Annotated in this window: 16 protein-coding genes; 8 read left to right on the top strand and 8 right to left on the bottom strand. The window is 60.8% G+C overall.

Annotated features, from left to right (window positions below):
* Positions 1 to 67: 67 nt before the first annotated feature.
* Together GIV35_RS13120 and GIV35_RS13115 are read right to left on the bottom strand one after the other, a co-directional pair.
* On the bottom strand, positions 68 to 2,509 hold the full coding sequence (locus GIV35_RS13120; protein ID WP_236304467.1) for a TonB-dependent siderophore receptor: 2,442 nt from the start codon (positions 2,507 to 2,509) through the stop codon (positions 68 to 70).
* Positions 2,510 to 2,627: 118 nt separating this feature from the next.
* A complete protein-coding gene (locus GIV35_RS13115; RefSeq protein ID WP_019816834.1) occupies positions 2,628 to 4,280 on the bottom strand; it encodes a cyclic peptide export ABC transporter in 1,653 nt (550 codons plus the stop codon).
* A 202-nt stretch (positions 4,281 to 4,482) separates the two neighbouring features.
* Between GIV35_RS13115 and GIV35_RS13110 the strand changes: the two genes are divergently transcribed.
* On the top strand, positions 4,483 to 5,310 hold the full coding sequence (locus GIV35_RS13110) for a N(5)-hydroxyornithine transformylase PvdF (RefSeq protein ID WP_236265529.1): 828 nt from the start codon (positions 4,483 to 4,485) through the stop codon (positions 5,308 to 5,310).
* A 123-nt stretch (positions 5,311 to 5,433) separates the two neighbouring features.
* Here GIV35_RS13110 and pvdO read toward each other — a convergent pair whose 3' ends face one another.
* The 3 genes from pvdO to pvdM are packed head-to-tail and all read right to left on the bottom strand — an operon-like array spanning position 5,434 to position 8,972.
* Complete coding sequence (gene pvdO, locus GIV35_RS13105) at positions 5,434 to 6,306, bottom strand: dihydropyoverdine dehydrogenase (protein WP_213153954.1); 873 nt, start codon at positions 6,304 to 6,306, stop codon at positions 5,434 to 5,436.
* A gap of 29 nt (positions 6,307 to 6,335) precedes the next feature.
* Complete coding sequence (pvdN, locus tag GIV35_RS13100) at positions 6,336 to 7,604, bottom strand: pyoverdine-tailoring periplasmic protein PvdN (RefSeq protein WP_236265526.1); 1,269 nt, start codon at positions 7,602 to 7,604, stop codon at positions 6,336 to 6,338.
* An 18-nt stretch (positions 7,605 to 7,622) separates the two neighbouring features.
* Entirely contained in the window at positions 7,623 to 8,972 is a 1,350-nt protein-coding gene (pvdM, locus tag GIV35_RS13095) for a pyoverdine-tailoring dipeptidase-like protein PvdM (protein ID WP_236265524.1), read from the bottom strand.
* A gap of 142 nt (positions 8,973 to 9,114) precedes the next feature.
* On the opposite strand from pvdM, the gene pvdP reads away from it, so the two are divergent.
* Positions 9,115 to 10,743: a pyoverdine maturation tyrosinase PvdP gene (pvdP, locus tag GIV35_RS13090; RefSeq protein WP_236265522.1), complete on the top strand. Its 1,629-nt coding sequence runs from the start codon at positions 9,115 to 9,117 to the stop codon at positions 10,741 to 10,743.
* A 9-nt stretch (positions 10,744 to 10,752) separates the two neighbouring features.
* On the opposite strand, the gene GIV35_RS13085 is transcribed toward pvdP, so the two are convergent.
* Entirely contained in the window at positions 10,753 to 11,295 is a 543-nt protein-coding gene (locus GIV35_RS13085) for a thioesterase family protein (RefSeq protein ID WP_105226589.1), read from the bottom strand.
* A gap of 109 nt (positions 11,296 to 11,404) precedes the next feature.
* Between GIV35_RS13085 and GIV35_RS13080 the strand changes: the two genes are divergently transcribed.
* Positions 11,405 to 12,394: a GlxA family transcriptional regulator gene (locus GIV35_RS13080; RefSeq protein WP_236265521.1), complete on the top strand. Its 990-nt coding sequence runs from the start codon at positions 11,405 to 11,407 to the stop codon at positions 12,392 to 12,394.
* 51 nt (positions 12,395 to 12,445) lie between these two features.
* Here GIV35_RS13080 and GIV35_RS13075 read toward each other — a convergent pair whose 3' ends face one another.
* Complete coding sequence (locus GIV35_RS13075) at positions 12,446 to 13,876, bottom strand: aminotransferase-like domain-containing protein (protein ID WP_105226591.1); 1,431 nt, start codon at positions 13,874 to 13,876, stop codon at positions 12,446 to 12,448.
* A 158-nt stretch (positions 13,877 to 14,034) separates the two neighbouring features.
* Between GIV35_RS13075 and GIV35_RS13070 the strand changes: the two genes are divergently transcribed.
* The 5 genes from GIV35_RS13070 to GIV35_RS13050 all read left to right on the top strand — a co-directional run bounded on the left by GIV35_RS13070 (position 14,035) and on the right by GIV35_RS13050 (position 18,232).
* The gene (locus GIV35_RS13070; RefSeq protein WP_014718115.1) at positions 14,035 to 14,217 is read left to right on the top strand and encodes a rubredoxin; all 183 of its coding nucleotides are present in this window, start codon (positions 14,035 to 14,037) and stop codon (positions 14,215 to 14,217) included.
* A 27-nt stretch (positions 14,218 to 14,244) separates the two neighbouring features.
* A complete protein-coding gene (locus tag GIV35_RS13065; protein ID WP_236265919.1) occupies positions 14,245 to 15,114 on the top strand; it encodes a sugar phosphate isomerase/epimerase family protein in 870 nt (289 codons plus the stop codon).
* A gap of 69 nt (positions 15,115 to 15,183) precedes the next feature.
* Entirely contained in the window at positions 15,184 to 15,816 is a 633-nt protein-coding gene (locus GIV35_RS13060; protein ID WP_034127731.1) for a LysE family translocator, read from the top strand.
* Positions 15,817 to 15,895: 79 nt separating this feature from the next.
* On the top strand, positions 15,896 to 16,954 hold the full coding sequence (locus GIV35_RS13055) for a diguanylate cyclase (protein WP_236485881.1): 1,059 nt from the start codon (positions 15,896 to 15,898) through the stop codon (positions 16,952 to 16,954).
* Positions 16,955 to 17,002: 48 nt separating this feature from the next.
* On the top strand, positions 17,003 to 18,232 hold the full coding sequence (locus GIV35_RS13050; RefSeq protein ID WP_089042803.1) for a M20/M25/M40 family metallo-hydrolase: 1,230 nt from the start codon (positions 17,003 to 17,005) through the stop codon (positions 18,230 to 18,232).
* Here GIV35_RS13050 and GIV35_RS13045 read toward each other — a convergent pair.
* Positions 18,210 to 18,463 (bottom strand): hypothetical protein (locus GIV35_RS13045; protein WP_236265952.1); only part of this gene is annotated, 254 nt, incomplete at its 5' end. The two genes, GIV35_RS13050 and GIV35_RS13045, sit on opposite strands and share 23 nt — an antisense overlap.

Genomic DNA, 18,463 nt, shown 5'->3' with positions numbered 1-18,463 from the left:
CACGCGCAAAAAAAAGCCCGGTGAGCATGGGGCGCTCACCGGGCGTTTGATTGATCGACGCGTGGAATCAGAAGTCCCAGCGCGTGCTGACCATCACATTACGTGGCTCACCGTAGGCGGCCGAGTTATAGAAGCCCACGTTGGTGTAGTAAGACTTGTCGAAGATGTTGTTGAAGTTGACGGTAGCCGACAGGTTCTTGGTGACCTGGTAGCGGGTCATCAAGTCCACCAACCAGTAGGACTCCTGGGTGATGTCCTGGTTTTTCTCAAGTGGCCCGTTCCAAATCTCGTTCCAACCTTTGGTCTGCCAGCGTACACCGCCACCGATGGTGAACTTGTCCAGGTCGCCCTTGAGTTTGTAGGTGGTGTTCAGGTTGACCTGATGCTCGGGTTCGAAGGTGGAGAGTTTCTTGTCGTCTTCGTCTCGTACGATCTTGTGGGTGTAGCCACCTTGAAGTTGCCAGCCTGGGCTCAACTCACCGGAAATTTCCGCTTCGTAGCCTTTGGTGACGGCCTTGGAGCTCTTGAACGCCCAGTTGTTCGGGGCAGGTGTCTGGTTGTTGTAGGCATCATCCGAGATGGGGCGATTAGTCTCATGCACTTCGAAGTAAGCGATGCTGGTGTTGAGGCGGCCATCGAAAAACTCGCCCTTGAGGCCCAACTCGTAATTCTGCCCTTCGTCTGGCTCCAGCAGCTTCTCGTTACGGTCCTTATAGGTGCTTTCCTGAGGTTGGAAGATATCGGTGTAGCTGGCGTATACCGAGAAGTTGTCGTTGAGGTCGTAGATCACACCGGCGTAAGGAATGAACCGCCCGGTTTCCTTGTAGGAAGGGTTGTTGCCAGTCACGTGATAGTTGGCCACGCGCCCACCCAGGATCACGTTCAGGTCGTCAATCACGTTGAAACGCGCGGTCAGGTAATACCCGGTTTGACGGATAGTGTCGTCGATGTGCTGTTGGGCAGGGCCGTAAATAGGCTTGGCGATATGGCCGTTCCAGTTACAGAAATCGACCTTGTTACCGCCAGGCCATTCCGGCGACCAGTACCCCTTGCCTTGCCAGCGTGAGGTGCCGATCGAGCCGCCCACCACCAGTTCATGCTCGCGGCCAAACAGGCTGAAAGGGCCGGTGGCGTAGAGGTCGGCCGAGGTGCTCTTGGTCTCGCCGGTGTATTTCTGCCCGTTGATCTCAGCGGTGCCATCTGCTGCCGGCTGGACGAATTGGATCGAACCCAGATCGGCGTGGTAGCCGTTGATCTTGTGGTCGAGCTGGAATTTGGTCACCCAGCCGTCGCCCAGGTCATGCTCGAGCATGGCAAAGGCGGTACGCGTGTTTTGCTCCCACGAGCTCCAGGTGGTGCCGTTGTTGTAGGAGCGCGGCATTTTGTTGATGCTGCCATTGGAGTTGACCAGCGGGAAGGAGCCGGACCAACTGGAACCCTGCGGAATGTTGTCCTGGTAATCGAAGCCCACCGTCAGCATGGTATCGGGAGACAGGTCGAACTCGGTGATGCCGTAGTAGGTTTCGGTCTTGCGCGAGTAGTGGTCCATAAAGGACTTTTTGTCCTGATACGCAGCCACCGCACGGCCACGGATATTGCCGCTGTCGGTCAAGGGGCCACTGACATCCACTTCGCTGCGGTAGTTGTCCCAGGAACCCGCCCCCAATTGCACATGGCCCTTGAATTCCGCGGTTGGCTTCTTGCGGATCAAGTTGATGGTCGCACCCAGGGAACCGGCACCGTTGAGCAGGCCGGTAGCGCCCTTGAGGACTTCAACACGGTCGTAGATCGCCATGTCGCTCAGGGTGTTGCCCGCCGAATAGCCGACGTTACGCACAGTCGATGGAATACCGTCGTACTGGAAACTATTGACCGAAAAACCACGGGAATAGTAGTTGGTGCGGTCGGAGTCGTAGGCGGAAACGGTGATGCCCGGCGTATGGCGCATCACGTCATCCATGTTGTTGAGGCCAAAATCCTCGATGTGCTGGCGAGTCACCACGGTGATCGACTGCGGAGTTTGCCGTGGGGTCAACGTCAAACGTGTAGCCGTGGCAATCGTGCCAGGCGTGTAGGAACCAGAACCTTCGGTGACGTTGCCCAAGTAGTTGGCGGTCACTTGCGTCGGGCTCAGCTCGAGCCCACCACCGCTGCCAGCAGCAGTGACGGTCAAGGTATTGCCATTGAGGTTATAGGTAGTCTGGCTACCGGCCAGCAACGCAGCTATGGCCTGCTGCGGCTGCATCTTGCCCTTGACGGCGGGGCTGTTCTTGCCCTGCACATCGCCCGGGCTGTAGAGCACTTGTACATTGGTTTGGCGGCCAAATTCCTGCAGTGCGCTCCCCAGCGACTGCGCAGGAATATTCAACTCGATCTCTTGGGCCTGCACATAGCCTGCAATCGGCATCGACACAGCCAACGCCAAGGCACTGGGCAAGAGGTTGATGTTCAGGGCCCGGCGCATGGATAGCGCTTTGCTCAGGGGGCTGAGACCGAGTCGTGCTGGCATGGATGCTTTCTCTTCTATGTTTTAAGTGGGCAATTCTAAGTGTTTATTGAGGTTAGTTCTCATTACCACTAGTGAGACGTTCCTACTTCGTAAAACCGGAAAAAATTATTCCGGTACTTCATGCAGGCTCCATCTCATGCACCACCTGACCGGCACGCAGGCGCACCAGATGATCGGCGATGTCGAAATAACGATCATCGTGGCTGATCACGATGATGGTCTTGCCCAGGCGTTTGAGGTCCGGCAGCAGCTCGGTGTAGAAGATGCGGCGGAAGGCCGGGTCCTGGTCGGCGGCCCACTCGTCGAACACCAGTACCGGACGCTCTTCCAGCCAGGCATTGACCAGGGCCAGGCGCTTGCGTTGGCCGGTGGACAGGTCAGTGGTGCTGAACACGCCGTCCTTGACGCTGACCTTGTGCGCGATTTCCAGGCGCTCAAGGTATTGGGTGGCGCTGTCCAGGGACTGGGTGGCGCTGCCTTGTACCAGGTCATCGAACAGGTAATAGTCGGAAAACACCGTGGTGAACAACTGGCGATAATCGTCGCGCTCTGGGTCGGTCACCGCTGTACCGTTGAGCAGGATCTCACCCGCCTGAGGCGGATACAGGCCCAGCAGCAGCTTGATCAGGGTGGTTTTGCCGCTACCGTTCTCGCCCACGACAAACACGATATCGCCTTGCTTGATGCTCAGGTTGATCGGCCCCAGGTGGAACGGTTGGCTGCCTTCAACCGCTGGCGGGCTGTAGCTGACGCCGCGCAGTTCAAGGCTGTTGACCACAGGCTTCGGCGCTTCACTGTCGTCCATCAACAAGTGGGGTTCGGGCGAAGAAAAGCGCTCCGACAGTTCGCTGATGCGCCCGAAGGCAATCTTCGCCTTGCCAACCACGGGCAAATAGCCCAGCAGGTGTTCCAACGGGCCTTTCATATACAGCAGTACCAGCACGAAGCCGGTAATCACGGTGGGGTCGGGGTTGGGGTTGTAGGCCTGCATTGCCAGGGCCAGGCCGATGACCACGAAGAACAGCATCGAGCCAAAGGTCTTGGCCAGGATATAGATGTTGACTGAACGCACCTGGATATCGCTGATGCGGTCTGCGGTTTCCTGGATGCGGTGGGTGTTCATGCGAAACCGCCGCGGACGGTGCATGCGCAGTTCCTTGGCTCCCGAAGCAATCGCATTGTAGTAACGCTGCAATTCATCTTCGTGGCTACGGGCCAGATCGAAGCCCTGGATGCCTTTGCCGCCCGCGATGAATTGCACGGCGCTGCCGATGATGATTGCGACCACCATCATCAGGAACATCGGCACGGACAGGTAAGCCAGGTAACCCAGGCATCCCAGGGTAACGGTGGCGGCGATGGCCAGGGGCGTGAAGGCAAAGGAAAAGTCGCTGATGGTGTCCACGTCGTGGGTCAGCACCGGGATCAGGCGGTGAGAGCGATATTGCTCGATCTGCCCGATGGGCGCTGACAGCACCTTTTCACCCAGGTCCTTGCGCAGGGCGGCAATGATCCGTTGCCCGACGTAGTTGGTGCCGATGTCGGAAATAATCGAGCTGACCAGCGCCACCACGCACAACGCGGCGAAGGTCAACACCACACCCTGAGTCATCCCCCCCGCCGAATGCAGGGCATTGTTAATCGTCGCCAACAGCAAGGTAATGGCCAAGCCGCCCGCCATGCCAAGGGCGACGGAGACCGTCACGATGGTGCGAAAGGGCCTGAGCAATGCGAGCAAACCTTTGAAGGCGCCGCGCTTGGGGTCGGTCATAAATACTTCCCGGAAAGTGAAAAAGAGGGGGCTGGGCACACAGACCCTTACCCATGACAAACGAAGCTGTGGCGTGACTATTTAGCGCGGCGTGCCGGACGGTGACAGTGAGCGATAAATTGCCCGGGGCCTGGTTCGTTCTTGTTCTGTAGGCGCACGTGTACCGACACAGTGCGTGGCCCTTTGAGCGAGAGCGAAACACATGACGAAAAAGAACCTGGTGTATGTCTGGTCCCTGAGAAACGCCGCCGCCGACAAGGCGGGGCAGCCGGTGGCCTATAAAGACCACGAGCGCTATATGAAATCGGTGCTGGAGTTTCTGGTGGGCTCGCTCAACGACACGTCTCTGGGCGAGGCTTACAACCTCGTAGGCGTGGTGTATGACGACGATGAGCACAACCCGCGGGACCAGCAGTTGGTGGCGGACTACGGCTTCGCCTACCAGCCGGGTCGCCAGTGGTTGTACCCGGCGGATTTGCGTGTGCAAGGCACGTTGGTCAATGACCTGCTGCTCAGCGTGCCGTCGACCTATCGTCGTCTGCCACGAGGCAGCGCCGAACATGTCGCCGGCAAGCAGGATTTCGAGCGTCGGCTGCATGACACCCTGGTGGAGTTGGAGGCTGACATCGTGGTGCTGGATGGTTTGCTGGTGATCCTCGACGAACTGGTGCGCCCGGGTGCGCCGTTTGCGCGGCGCATCATGAACATTCATCCGGGCATCACCCGCCTCGAGTCGCCTTACGAGCGCCGTGGGGCGTACGCCACCTGGAATGCGCTGTACGGCGCACGTGGGCAGGCGATCACCGACTGGGCAACCAAAGCGACTCAGGCGTGCGAGCCGTTGTATTGGACCGGTGCGTCATTTCACTACGTGGATAACGGCATCGACTCGGGAGAGGTATTCCACGACGTGCTCAAGACCGAGATTTCGCCCGAAGACACCATCCTTGAGTTGCGCTGGAACAACTTCAACAACAGCCTGTTCCCGGCGCTGCATGAAGGCCTGGAGCTGTTGGCCAAACAAGGCTGAACAGGCGGACGCGAACCCTGTAGGAGCGAGCTTGCTCGCGAAAATCTCACAGACGCCGCGTTTATTCAGAGAACACGCGTCATCGTTGGCGTTTTTCGCGAGCGAGCTCGCTCCTACAAGGTATTAGAGCTCGCGCACGACCCGAAAGCCAATCCAGTCCCCGCGCGTCTGCGGGTAGATGTTGTTGCGATTACCCGAGCGTGAAAACACCGGCGCCTCGCCCCAGTCATTGCCGCGGATCTGGTAGGCCTCGCAGTTGGGCTCCACCCAGGCACTGCCATCAGTTGGTGCGCCGACGTAGTTCGGATGCTCGCAATCAGCCACCCGCTCATACACATTGCCGTGCATGTCATACATGCCAAAGGCATTCGGGGGGTAGCTGCCCACGGGCGACGAATAGCTGTAGCCGTCCGCCGGGCCGTAGGTGTTGGCGTGCTGGGCGATGCTGTAGCCCTTGCCTTCGTCGAACGGGAAGGGGAACGGGCCGGTGGTGCCGGCGCGGGCGGCGTATTCGCGTTGGGCTTCGCTGACCATCTGGTACGTGTGCCCGGTCTTCTTCGACAGCCAGCTCACGTACTGCTTGATGTCGTCCATGTCCATGCACACCGCCGGTTGGCGTGGCCCCTGGGGGTAGCGCGGCTTGCTGGCGATGCATTCGCGGCCGGGGCGGTCGTCGCCATTGGCGATCTTGACCCCGGTCTGGCGCACGTAGCTGTCCCATTCGCCTGCGGTGATGTGGAAGCGGCTCATGGCGAACGGCTTGGCGAACGTCACGGCATGCATAGGGCCTTCGTCAGGCTCGCGGCCCACTTCGTCGTCCGGCGTACCCATGGTGAAGGTGCCGGCGGGCAGCACCACCATTTCCGGGCAGTCCTTGCAGTCTTTGAAGACCTTGCCTGGTTGTGGGGCGGCGGCCTGGGCCAGGCCGGGCAGCAGGGCGCCGCACAGGGCGGTGAGTGCCAATACGGTGAGCGGTTTGAGTCGGGATGGCGTCATGGAAGCGTCTCGTTCAAAGGGAAAAGGGGTCATAACCGCTGGCTCAGCAGGGTCATGAAGCGCTGGATCTCATCCGAGTTGTTAAGCAGGCCCGGCGAGGTGCGAATCACCGGGCCAACGTCACGGTCCACTGCGTCCACCACCACGCGGTTTTTCATCAGGTAGGCCGCGACGGCATCGCTGTCCTGGTTCTTGACCCGAAAGAAGGTGAAACCTGCTGACAGCTCGGGGCTGTGCGGCGTCACCAGTTCGATCTGCGGGTGGGCCAGCAGTTGGTCCTTGAGTTCGGTGTTGAGGGCATGGATACGTGCCTGCACCGGTGCCTTGCCCAGTTGCAGGTGCAACTTGAAGGCTTCGTCGGCGGCCCAGCGATGTTCGAAGGCGTGGTAGCCGCCAGGCGTCATGGTCGTGGCGAAGTTTTTGTCTTCGGAGAAGGTCGGAATCATCGGTGTGACGTATTTGTTTTCGGTCTCGCGGGCGCACACCAGGCCGGTGCCACGCGGGCCGAACATCCATTTGTGAGTGCCTGCGATGAAGAAGTCGCAGTGCATAGCGGGGAAGTCGAGGTCTTCCACGCCGAAGCCGTGCACACCATCGACGATATAGAGCAGGCGGTCCGGCTCGTCGCGGTTGCGGTTGTGTTCGTCCACCAGCTTGCCGATCTCACCGATGGGCAGTTTTACGCCGCTGCCGGATTGCACCCAGGTCATGCCCAGCACGCGGGTGTTGGGGCGAATGTTGCGTTGGATGTTGCCCAGCACTTCATCGGCCGAGACCTGATTGGGGTTTTTGAACAGGCGTATCTTGCGAACCTGGGTTTGCTCCTTGCGTACCCGGAAGTCCAGGCTGAACGCGGTGGCGTAATGCTCATGCACCGTGGTGAGGATTTCCTGGTCGGCGCGCACCTTGATCCCGCCATAGATCATCGCCAGCCCTTCGGACGTGCTGCCGGTGAGGGCGATCTGCGCTGGCGTGGCGTTCAGGTAGCGGCCGGCCCACTCGCGTACCTGGCCCTCACGCTTCCAGGTTTCCTGCAGGTCCCAGTCCATGGCCAGGCCAGGGTTGCGGTCGATCTGTTGGCGGTAGCGTTCGATGGCCTCGCGCACGGGCCTGGGGTGCGAGGCCACCAGGAAGTTGGAAAAATGCAGGTAATTGGGGTCCTGGTTGAACAGTTGCTTCAATCCCGTCCATGGGTCGTTCGTAACGGTGGCTACTGCCTGAGGCAGCAACGCGGTGCCCAGTGGCAGGCTCGCGGCAAAGACGCCGGCCTGCTTGAGAAATGTACGGCGGTCGGTCATGGACTTACTTCGTGGTGGTTAGCGATTGGCCAATGGCTTGGCGGCTTTTTGTACCTGGTCCCACACCCGCAGGAAGTTGCCTCCCCACAGCTTGGCGATATCGGCTTCGGAGTAGCCGCGCTGGATCAGTTCGGCAGTGACGTTGCGCACCTCGCCGACGTTCTCCCAGCCCTGGAGGCCGCCGCCATCGTTGAAGTCCGAGGCAATGCCGACATGATCGATGCCGATCTTGCGCACGGTGTAGTCGATGGCGTCGCCCAGGTCCTTGAGGGTGGCCTTGGGTTCTTCCTCGAGAATGCCGTACAGCGCGCTGGCGTATTGGCCGAAGCGTTGCTCGGGCCAGGCGGCAATGATTGCATCGCCGGGCATCAGGGCCATGGCCAGGTTGGGCAGTGGCGGCAGGTCGAAGCGTGCGCGCAAGGTATTGAGCTTGTCCTGGGTCGGCTGGCTCAAGGGACGCAGGTAGGCGGGGAAACCCACCACTTGCACCACGCCGCCGCTGTTCTTGATCAGTTGCAGTTCCTTGTCACTGAGGTTGCGCGGGATGTCCACCGATGCCCGTGGCGCCGAGTGCGACGCCACCATCGGCGTGCGGCTCAACTGCGCGACTTGCTCCAGGGCCTTGGTCGACATCTGCGACACGTCGATGATCACCCCCAGGTCATTGAGGCGATGCACCGCTTGCTGGCCGATAGGCGACAGGCCCTCGAGGACATCGGTGGAGTCATTGAAGAACGGCAGCGGGCGCGACGAGTCGGACCAGGCGTTATTGCCGATGTAGCTGAACCCGAACATGCGCATGCCGCGTGCGGCCCACAAGTCCAGCTGGTTCAGGTCATTGCCCAAGGGGTAGGCGTTGAGCATGCTGATAAAAATCGCGAACTTGCCTTCGCCGTGCAGGCGGCGCATATCGTCCGGTGTGTAGGCAATGCCCACCTGGTTGGGAAAGTCACGCACCATGCCGGAGATGATCTTGTAGCGCACTTCCTGCTCGTGGCGGGCCTCTTCGACAAAACCGTCGGTGGGCTTGTGCGGGGCGTTGGCGCCGTTCCAGATTTCCGGCCAGCCGAAGATCGTCAGCGCGGCGCCCGACAATCGGCCGCGGGCGGCCTTGGCCAGGTCGAACTGGCCGCTGCCATCCTTGTCGGCCTCGTTGCCCGCCGTGCCGAAATCCAGGGGCAGGGTGATGTGGCTGTCGAACGACAACAGGCGATCCTGCATTTCATTGGCCTGCTTGATCACCTCCAGCGGGTAGCCGGCGTTGCCCTTGAACCACTGATCCCAGACCAGCAAGCCAGCCCCGGCGCCGATAGCGAGGGCCAGCGGCAGGCCGATATACAGCGCCTTTTTCGAACGTGATTTTGTCATTGCCATCTCAGTCAGTTGAGGCCTTTGCTATCAGGGAAGAACGAGCGATGACGGGGGAAATTTAGGTGGCGGGGGCAGGGCGGTAAATTTCGTCAGGCTGCAAACGTTCTAGCTCTGATCAAGCCGTTTCCTAAGGTAGCCAATGACAATCTCCCGACGTGGGTTCATCGCAGGCCTGGCGCTGACCGGTGCAGCCGTGCCCGCGGCCTTTTATGCCCATCGCGAGTTGACACGGGAAGAAGAGTTTCCCATCACCCCCGGCGAAGCCACGGTCGACCTCGCTGACACCCAGGGCCAGCACCTGGCGAACACCCTGCGGGGCGTCTGGAACCTGCGCCTGGAAGGCCGCGATGCGGGCCTTGCGGGCCTGCCGCTGCATGGCCTGGAGTTACTGCTCGACATCGCCCCCCGTGGCCGTGGCCTGCGCGGTTACCTGGACACCGCCGAGCAGCTGCGCGCTGAAGGCGAGCCGCGCTACCGGGTCTTGGGTGATGTGCTCACGGGCGAGGGCGCCGTGCTCTATTGGCGCTTGATCGACCGCGATTCAGCCGGCGGCGTGCCGGCCTATGAATTCAAGATGACCCTGGATGAAGTCTGGGCCGATTTCGGCAATGCCGGCAGCGCCACCCTCAGCGGGAATATCCTCGACCTCGAGCGGCCCCTGGCGCTGACCGAACGCGATAACCGTTTTATCGCCCACAAACAACTGTTCCCCGAGGCCCGCCAGCGCATCGGCCTCAACCCAACCTTGCTGGCCTGGCTGATTTCTCCCGAGCACCGCCTGTTTCACCAACTGTGGCATGCCACCCGTGACCAATGGCACAAGCTCTCCGAAGAAAAACGCGAGGCCCTGCGTGGCATCGGCTGGCAACCGGGGCCCCGTGGTCAGGAACGCGACGCCCGCGGCAAGCGCAAGGACCGCAATGGTTCGGGCATCGACTTCTTCTTCATGCACCGCCACATGCTCGGCACCGCACGTTCCATGCAGGACTTGCCCTCCTGGCCGCAATTCCCCGAGCCGCAACCGCCGTTGGAGCGGGATCGCCTGGGCTTTGTACGCTACTTTGACAACCACGACGGTTTCGCGCTGCCGCCCTGTTGGTCAGCGCCGGATGATGCCGACTACACCCAGTGGGTCAGCGATATCAAGGCGGCCGAGACCTACCACAGCAACTTCCAGGTATGGGAATCCCAATACCGCGACCCGCGCTACCTGGCCAAGTTGACCCTGGGCCAACTGGGCTCGGAAATGGAGCTGGGCCTGCACGATTGGCTGCATATGCGCTGGGCCTCGGTGCCCCGCGACCCGTCCAACGGCGCCCCGGTCCCCTTCGCCCGTGACCCCGCAGACTTTGCCGCACGTTGGTATGCGCCGGAGAACGACTTTCTGGGCGACCCGTTTTCATCCCATGTGAACCCGGTGTTCTGGCATTTCCACGGCTGGATCGATGACCGCATCGAAGACTGGTTTCGTGCCCACGAGCGCTTCAACCCAGGCGAGGTGAGCCGACTGGAAGTCAACGGCGTAGCCTGGTTTGCGCCAGGCCGCTGGGTGGAAATAGGTGACCCGTGGCTGGGCCCGGACACCCACGGCTGCAGCACCACGCCGGGGCTGCAACAGGGGCGCTCGATGGAGATGGACCCAGAGATCATGAAGCTGGCCCTGCGCATTACCTTCGGTGCCGATGAAGCGCTGCTCAAGGGGCTGTTCAAACGTGTGCCGCAGCGGCCATGGTATGCGCGGCATCTGAAACTCAAACGCGAGGCTTAGCAGGGGTTTTTAAACCTGCTCTTGCTCGCGCAATTGCGCACTCATCTCATCGCAACTGCGTGCCCAGTCGCTCAACCATTGCGGCATCGGCGGTGAGGTGTCGTCCAAGCCCAACTCGCGGATAAATTCGGCCGGGGGCAGGGTGCCCTTGGCAGATCGAAACAGCCCACGCATCACCACCACGCCGACCACTCGCCCATGGCTGACAAAACGGTGCTCCATCAGGTTCCACTTGTGGTCCCAGCCGAGAATGCGGGTATGCACCTCGAATGCCTCGAACAGCTTCAATTCCCTACGGAACTTGCCCCAGGTATCGCCGACTATCGGCATCGCCTTATGGCGCAGTGCCACGCGAAAGGCGCCGGTGCGCAGCACAAAATCCATACGCGCCACATCGGCCAGGGTGAAATACCGGCCATTGGTGACATGCCGGTTCAGGTCCAGGTCCAGCGGCCAGACCCGCATGCGCACCACCGTGGTGGCCAGGCCGTGAACCGGTTTGCGCCAGGGGCGGCGCAACAGCATGTGCAGTAATCGAAACCAGAGATTCATAAAAACGCCAGACAGTTGATCAATGGCCGCACTGTACGGGGGCGGAATCGGCTAAGGTAGATGCGTAAATGACTTATTACATGCGAAAAGTGCAAGCCGGAGTTATTACATGCATGTCACCTTGCTCCTGGCGGATCAATGTTCCGCTGCCAGTGCCACCCTGGCCATGGAAATGCTCAGTGCGGCCAATCTGTTCGCTGACAGCCCGCCGTTTGAGGTGATGCTCGCGTCTATGGACGGCCAGCCGGTGACAGCATGGGGCGGGCAGTGCCTGCAGGTGCACGGTTCACTGGCGCAGATCGCGCACACCGACCTGGTGCTGATTCCCGGGTTTCTCTTTACCCTCAAGGAAGCTATGCCGACGTTTGCCGCCTACGGCCCCTGGTTGCGTGAGCAGCATGGGCAGGGCGCCGTGTTGGCGTCGATGTGCACGGCGGCCTTCATGCTGGCCGAGACCGGGATATTGCACGGCTTGCGTGCGACGACTCACTGGGCATTTGCCGGGTTCTTCCGGCGTCGGTATGCCCAGGTCAGCCTGGATGAGGGGCAGATCCTTTGCGAAGACAATCGCCTGATCACGTGCGGGGGCGCTACGGCGGCGATGGACTTGATGCTGCACCTGATCCGCCGTTTCGGCTCGCCGGAGCTGGCTCATACCTGCGGCAAGTACCTGCTGATCGATGCCGGCCGCACCGAGCAGTCGGCCTACGCGATGTGGTCGCTGCCCAAAAGCCACGGTGATGCGCAGATCCTGCGTGTGCAGCATTGGTTGGAGCAGCACTTTGCCCAGTCAATGGTGATCGATGAGGTGGCCCGGCGCTTTGGTTTTGGCGTGCGTAATTTCAAGCGGCGTTTCAAGGATGCCACTGGTTGTACGCCGATTGGCTACCTGCAAACCCTGCGCCTGGAACGAGCCAAGCAGATGCTGGAGTCAACACGCATGACCCTCGCCAGCATCACGTATGCGGTGGGCTATGAGGACAGCAACTCGTTTCGGCGTCTGTTCCAGCAACGGGTGGGGATGCTGCCGGCGGCGTATCGCAAGAAGTTCCTGATCGCCCAGGGCGACGCCTGTGTACCTGATGCACCGAGGTCCTGATTTGCCTTGATGCCGCTCAGGTAAGCAGGCGCGCTGCGCCGTGGACGTGTATCACTTTTTTGCGCGGGGATTGCTCTGTGCAACACCGTGCAGCAATAGCGCCTCAAACACCCGCTGTACCCGTGGTTCGTCGCTGTGGGCCACATTGAAGCGCATTGAGTCGCGGTGGGCCGGGTCGTAGCCGAAGAGCGCGCCAGGTGCCAGTACCATGCTGCGTTTCAGGGCTTCCTGGGCCAGGAGTTCGCCGTTCACGCCAGGCGGCAGGCGTGCCCAGATGAACATCCCGCCTTCATACGCCATGGGCAGTTCGCACCCGCAGCGCTTGAGCCATTGTTCGACGCGCCCACCGGCTTCCATCAGGCGCTGCACCATGCGTTTGCGGTGCTTGGCGTAGCTGCCTTCGCTGAGCATGCGGTAGACGATCTGTTCGAACAGTTCCGAGGTGACGCCGCCGCTCATCAATTTCATGTTGGTCAGGTTGGCGGCCAGTTGCGGAGCGGCCACCACATAGCTGACGCGGGTGTTGGCACTCAGGATCTTCGAGAACCCCGACAGGTAGGTGACCTGGTCCAGCCCGGCGACGGCGGCCAGGCGTGGGGGAGGGTTGGGGTGCAAGTCGCCGTAGAGGTCGTCCTCGACGATGTGGCAGTGGTACTGCTGGGTCAGTTGCAACAGGCGAAACGCTTGGCTGGGGCTGAAGGAGTGGCCGGTGGGATTGTGCAACACGCTGGTGGTCAGATACAGGCTGGGGCGGTGTTCGGCCAGCAGCTGTTCGAGGGCGCTGAAGTCAAAGCCGTCGGGGCGGCGTGCAATGGTGATGACTTTGACGCCGTGCAGCGCCAGGTTGGCGTGGAAGTTGAAGTAGCACGGCGCGTCGAGCAGCACCGTGTCGCCGGGGCGTGCGAGCAGGCGCATGAGCATGTCCAGGCCCTGCACGGTATTGGGTGTGGTGATGATCTGTTCCACCGGCACCGACAAGCCTTCGCCGTGCAGTTTCTGTTGCAGCGCCTGGCGCAGCGGCAACAGCCCCGCCGGCGTGCCCAGCCCGGCGATGCGCAGTGACGGCGCACGCACTACGCTGCGCATGGCCTGGCGGATCGCTTCGCCATTGAGCCAGTCCTCCGGCAAGTGCCCGCCACCGGGGCGCAGTTCGCCACTGGCGGTGGCCAAGGGCCGGCGCAATACGCTGAGCAGGTCTTGGGGCAATAGGTCCACCCAGGTCACCGAGGCAGGGCGGGTGCTGTCCATCGCCACGAAGTAGCCGCGGCCCTGGCTCGAGGTGAGCAGGTGGCGACCGCGCAGGCGGTCGAGTGCCTCATTGAGGGTGAACTTGCTGACGCCGAGGATCTGGGTCAGTTCACGCACGGATGGCAGTTTGCTGCCCGGTGCCCATTCGCCATTTTCGATGGCCTGGCTGAACGCCTCGACGATCTGCTGGACCTTGGGCGTGCCTTCTACGAAAGCGATGGCGGATACAAACATGACGCGTCCTTGTGTTTGCCGGTGCTTTTACCGGTGAAGTTAGGCCGGATTAGGCACCACTTTACCTGCCTTGCGCAATGCCACTCCCCTAGACTGCGCGGCATCTCGCCAGGAGATGGCGATATTTCCTACACCTGAGCAATGGATTTTGCATTTCCATGAAGACTTATATGTGCGCACCCTGCGGTTTTATGTACGTAGAAGAACTGGGTATTCCGGAGGACGGAATTCCCGCAGGCACCCCTTGGGAAGAGGTGCCTGAAGACTGGACATGCCCGGATTGCGGCGTGACCAAGGCCGATTTCATGGCCATCAATCTTCCTGAACGTCAATTCGCCTGACACTCCATCAACGAAAGGAATCGTCCCATGAACAGCAAACTGATCAACGCCACCGTCCCGTTCTGCACCGGTGTGGCCCACCAGAAGTACCTGGGCGCCGAAAAGGGCCTGCAAACCGCCATCGAAGGTGACTGCACCCACTGGTACATCGACGGCAGCCTGTTCGGCGAAATGGTCGATGACTGGACCGAGGCGCGTATCGAGAGCCTGCAGGCGCAAATCGCGGCCACGGGGGTCAAGCCGGTTTTCCATGGCAACTTCAAAGCGCCGTTGGGCAGTGATGTCGAAGCCTTCCGTAGTGCGGCTGTGGAGTACGTCAAAAAAGAAATCGACATCGCCAGCTGCCTGGGCGCGCCGTTGATCATTCACGGTGGTTGCATCGTCGAGCCGAAAATGGTGCTGATGGCCAAGAAGGTTGCCCTGGAGCATTACCTCAAGTCGGTGCAGGAACTGGCGCGCTACGCCGAGTCCAAGGGCACGGATATCTACCTGGAGAACCTGTCCAACTACGTCAACTATCGGCCGTTCCACTACATCTTTACCCATGAAGCCGAATACGCCTTTGTGTTCGAGCGCCTGCAAGCCCACAGCAATGTGTATTTCTTCCTCGATGCCGGCCACGCCAACATCGAGAACGGCCTGCCGGCAGAAGTGGTGCGCAAATACCACCACCTGATCAAGGGCATTTCCTTCAGCAACAACAACGGCGTGCAAGACCAGCACTTCGGCATCCATGACGGCAACTGCGATTACGCCGATGTGCTGCAGGCCATTGTCGAGACCAACTGGAAGGGCCTGGTCGCGTTTGAAACCCGCAACCAGACCGCCAAGGCTGCCCTGGCTGACCTGGCGGTGATGTACCGCGACTCCCTGACCACCGAAATCGCCGTCGCCTGATCGGCCTGGGGCGAGCGCCGGCCGCGTTCGCCCCGTTGCTGCTGTTTCTCTTTATTCAAGGTGCTGGCCATGACAAGTGCGTTAACCCTGTCGTCGTTTCTCTACTTTCTGCTGTTTTGCGCCACCATGACCTTCAGCCCGGGCCCCATGACGTTGCTGTTGCTGAGCCTGGGCTTGAAGGACGGCCTGCGCAGTTCGATCCCGGCGCAGGTCGGCGCCAGTGTGTCGTACCTGATTTCGATCCTGATCTTTGCCGTCGGCTTCTCGGAGTTGATCAAGGGCAACCTCGCCATTACCCAGACCATTCAGTTTGTCGGGGTGGCCTACATTCTTTACCTGGCCTACAAGCAGTGGACCAGCAGTGGCGTGTCGATCAACAACGCCGACAAGGTCGAGGGCGCGCGCAGCTTGTTTGGCAAAGGACTGTTGACCGGGTTTTCCAACCCCAAGACCATCATCATGTTCAGCGCCGTGTTCCCGCAGTTTGCCGGCGCCGGTGAACACAGTTCGGCGGCGGACATCGCCATCCTTGGCCTGACCTTCCTGCTGCTGCAATTTGCCAGCGGCTGCCTGTATTGCTATTTCGGCCAGCGCATCAAACACGTGCTGGAAAACCCCAAGCGGCGGGTGTTGTTGCAGCGAATCACGGCCGTGTTGCTGCTGGGCGTCGCCTTGATGCTGGCGCGTGGGTTTTCGCACTGAAGTATTAGCCAATAAGCGGTAGTGGCGATTTGCCGTCGCCCTGATAGACTCCAGGCATTCACCCAGGATCGCCCCCACCATGCCAGCCGTCGGAGGAAAAGGACTTCCGCTCGCTTTGCGCTTGTACAAATCTCGCGTGCTGGGGCTGACGCTCGGCTTTGTGTGCGTGGCGTTCGGCATGTATCCGTTGAATCCGTCCCTGTGGGTGTGGGCCTGGATGCTGATCAATGCCTTTGCGTGGCCGCACCTGGCTTTTCAATGTTCTTTGCGCTCGGCCAATACCTTGCGCAGCGAACGCCGCAGCCTGCTGTTCGATTCCTTTTGCGGTGGGTTCTGGGTTGGCGCGATGCACTTCAACCCGCTGCCCAGCGTCACCACCCTGTCGATGATGAGCATGAACAACGTTGCCATCGGCGGGCCGCGCTTCCTGTTCGCGGGTTGGGTGGCGCAGGCGCTGGGGTTGAGCACCGCGTTGCTGCTGTTCACACCAGGGTTTATCGCCGTGACCACCCAGGCCCAGCTGTATGCCTGCCTGCCGATCCTGATGCTGTATCCCCTGGCCCTGGGCTGGATCTGCTACCGCCAAGCCGTCACCTTGGCCCGCCACAAACGTGAACTGCTGGCCTTGAGCCGCACCGACAGCCTGTCGGGCCTGCTCAACCACGGCGCCTGGAAGGACCACCTGGAGATCGAGTTTCAACGTTGCCGTCGTGGCCCGGCCGGTGCGGCTATCGCGTTGATCGACATCGACCACTTCAAGACCATCAACGACACCTACGGCCATGTGACTGGCGATATCGTCCTGCGCCAACTGAGCAAGGTGCTGCGCCAAAACCTGCGCACCACCGACCTGGCCGGCCGTTATGGCGGCGATGAGTTCTGCGTGATCCTGCCAGGTATGCCCCTCAACCGTGCCACCGAGGTGATGGAGGCCTTGCGCGGTCGCTTCAACGCCTTGGCCTACGCTCAGGACCCAACACTGCGAGTGAGCCTGAGCATCGGCCTGGCGCCGTACCAGCCGAGCCACGCCGACTCCATCAGTTGGCTCAACGACGCCGACCAGGCGCTGTACGAGGCCAAGAGCAGCGGGCGCAACCGGGTCAGTTCGGTACAGGGCAGTTGGTTGCGGTCAGTTTAGTGGGGTAGGGTGGCGGGGCACCCTCCAACAAAAAACAAGGATCGGTCCATGCTCTTCACGTTCCCGCGTACCCTGTTGGCCGCTACCCTGGCCTTGTCTTTCAGCCTGCCGGCCTACAGCGCCGAGCCTCATAAACAGATCCAGCAACAGGCCGAACAATACAAGGCCGAAGCCTTGAAGCTGCTGGAGCGCCTGGTGAATATCGACTCGGGCTCAGGCTACGAGCCGGGCCTGACCCAAGTGCGCGATATCGCCGTGAATGAGTTGAAACAGTTGGGTTTCACCATCGAATTGGTGCCGGATAAAGCCGCCAACAATAGCCATGTGGTCGCCACCCTCAAAGGCACCGGCAAGGCCAAGATCCTGCTGATGGCCCATATGGACACCGTATTCAAGGAAGGCTCGGCTGCCGAGCGCCCCTTCCACATCAAGGACGGCCGCGCCTACGGCCCCGGCGTGATGGATGACAAGGGCGGCATCGTTGCGGGCATCTATGCGCTCAAGGTCCTCAAAAGCCAGGGCTTCAAGGATTACGCGCAGATCACCTTCCTGCTCGACGCCAGCGAAGAAACCGGCTCCGACGCCGCCTCCGAACTGATCCGCAACACTGCCAAGGGCCACGACGTGACCCTGAACCTGGAACCCGGCCGCCCCGCCGACGGCCTGGTGGTGTGGCGCAAAGGCAGCGCCACCGCGGTGGTCGAAGTCAAAGGCAAGGCCGCCCACGCCGGCGTTGCGCCGGAACTGGGACGCAACGCCGCCATGGAAGCCGCGCACCAGATCCTGCAACTGGGCAAACTCGGCGATGAAGACAAGAAAACCACCATCAACTTCACCGTGCTCAAGGCCGGTGACCGCACCAACGTCATCCCTGACCAAGCCACCGCCAAGGCCGACGTGCGTGCGGCCTTGCCGGAAGAGTTCGACCGGATCGAGAAAGACCTGGCGCGGGTTTCAGCCAACAAATTGATCCCGGAAACCGAAGTTAAAACCAGCCTGCAGCGCGGCCTGCCACCGATGCCGCAGACCGCAGAGTCGGATAAGTTGGTAGCGATAGCCCAAGGGATTTATGGCGAACTGGGACGCAAGTTGACCATCGAAGGCAGCGGCGGCGCGGCGGATGCCAGCTTGTCCGCCGGTGTAGGCACGCCGACGCTGGATGGGTTTGGGATAGTGGGGGGCAATATTCACACGGCGGAGGAATATGCCGAGGTGGAGAGTGTGGTGCCGCGGGTTTATTTGTTGAGTCGGATGATCATGGAGCTTTCCAAGCGCTGATCAGAACACTGGATTGCAGAACGAATCGGGTTTGAATGGGGGAGAAGTGCCCGTCCGGCAAACGCAGATCCCCTGTGGGAGCGGGCTTGCCCGCGAAGGCGGTGTGAAGTGCGCCCCAGAAGTTGGACACCCATCCAACTCCTGGGGCTTTTTCATGAGCAAATACACGACGCAATTCAAGCTTTCCGCCATCAGCGCCTTTCTTGAGCGAGGCCGTGGTTTTCGACGTAT

This window comes from Pseudomonas sp. PA-1-6B, from assembly GCF_021609545.1.
GTDB lineage: Bacteria > Pseudomonadota > Gammaproteobacteria > Pseudomonadales > Pseudomonadaceae > Aquipseudomonas > Aquipseudomonas fluorescens_BV.
The sequence above is the reverse complement of the archived record's forward strand: the minus strand, read 5'-3'. Positions and strand labels throughout refer to the sequence as shown.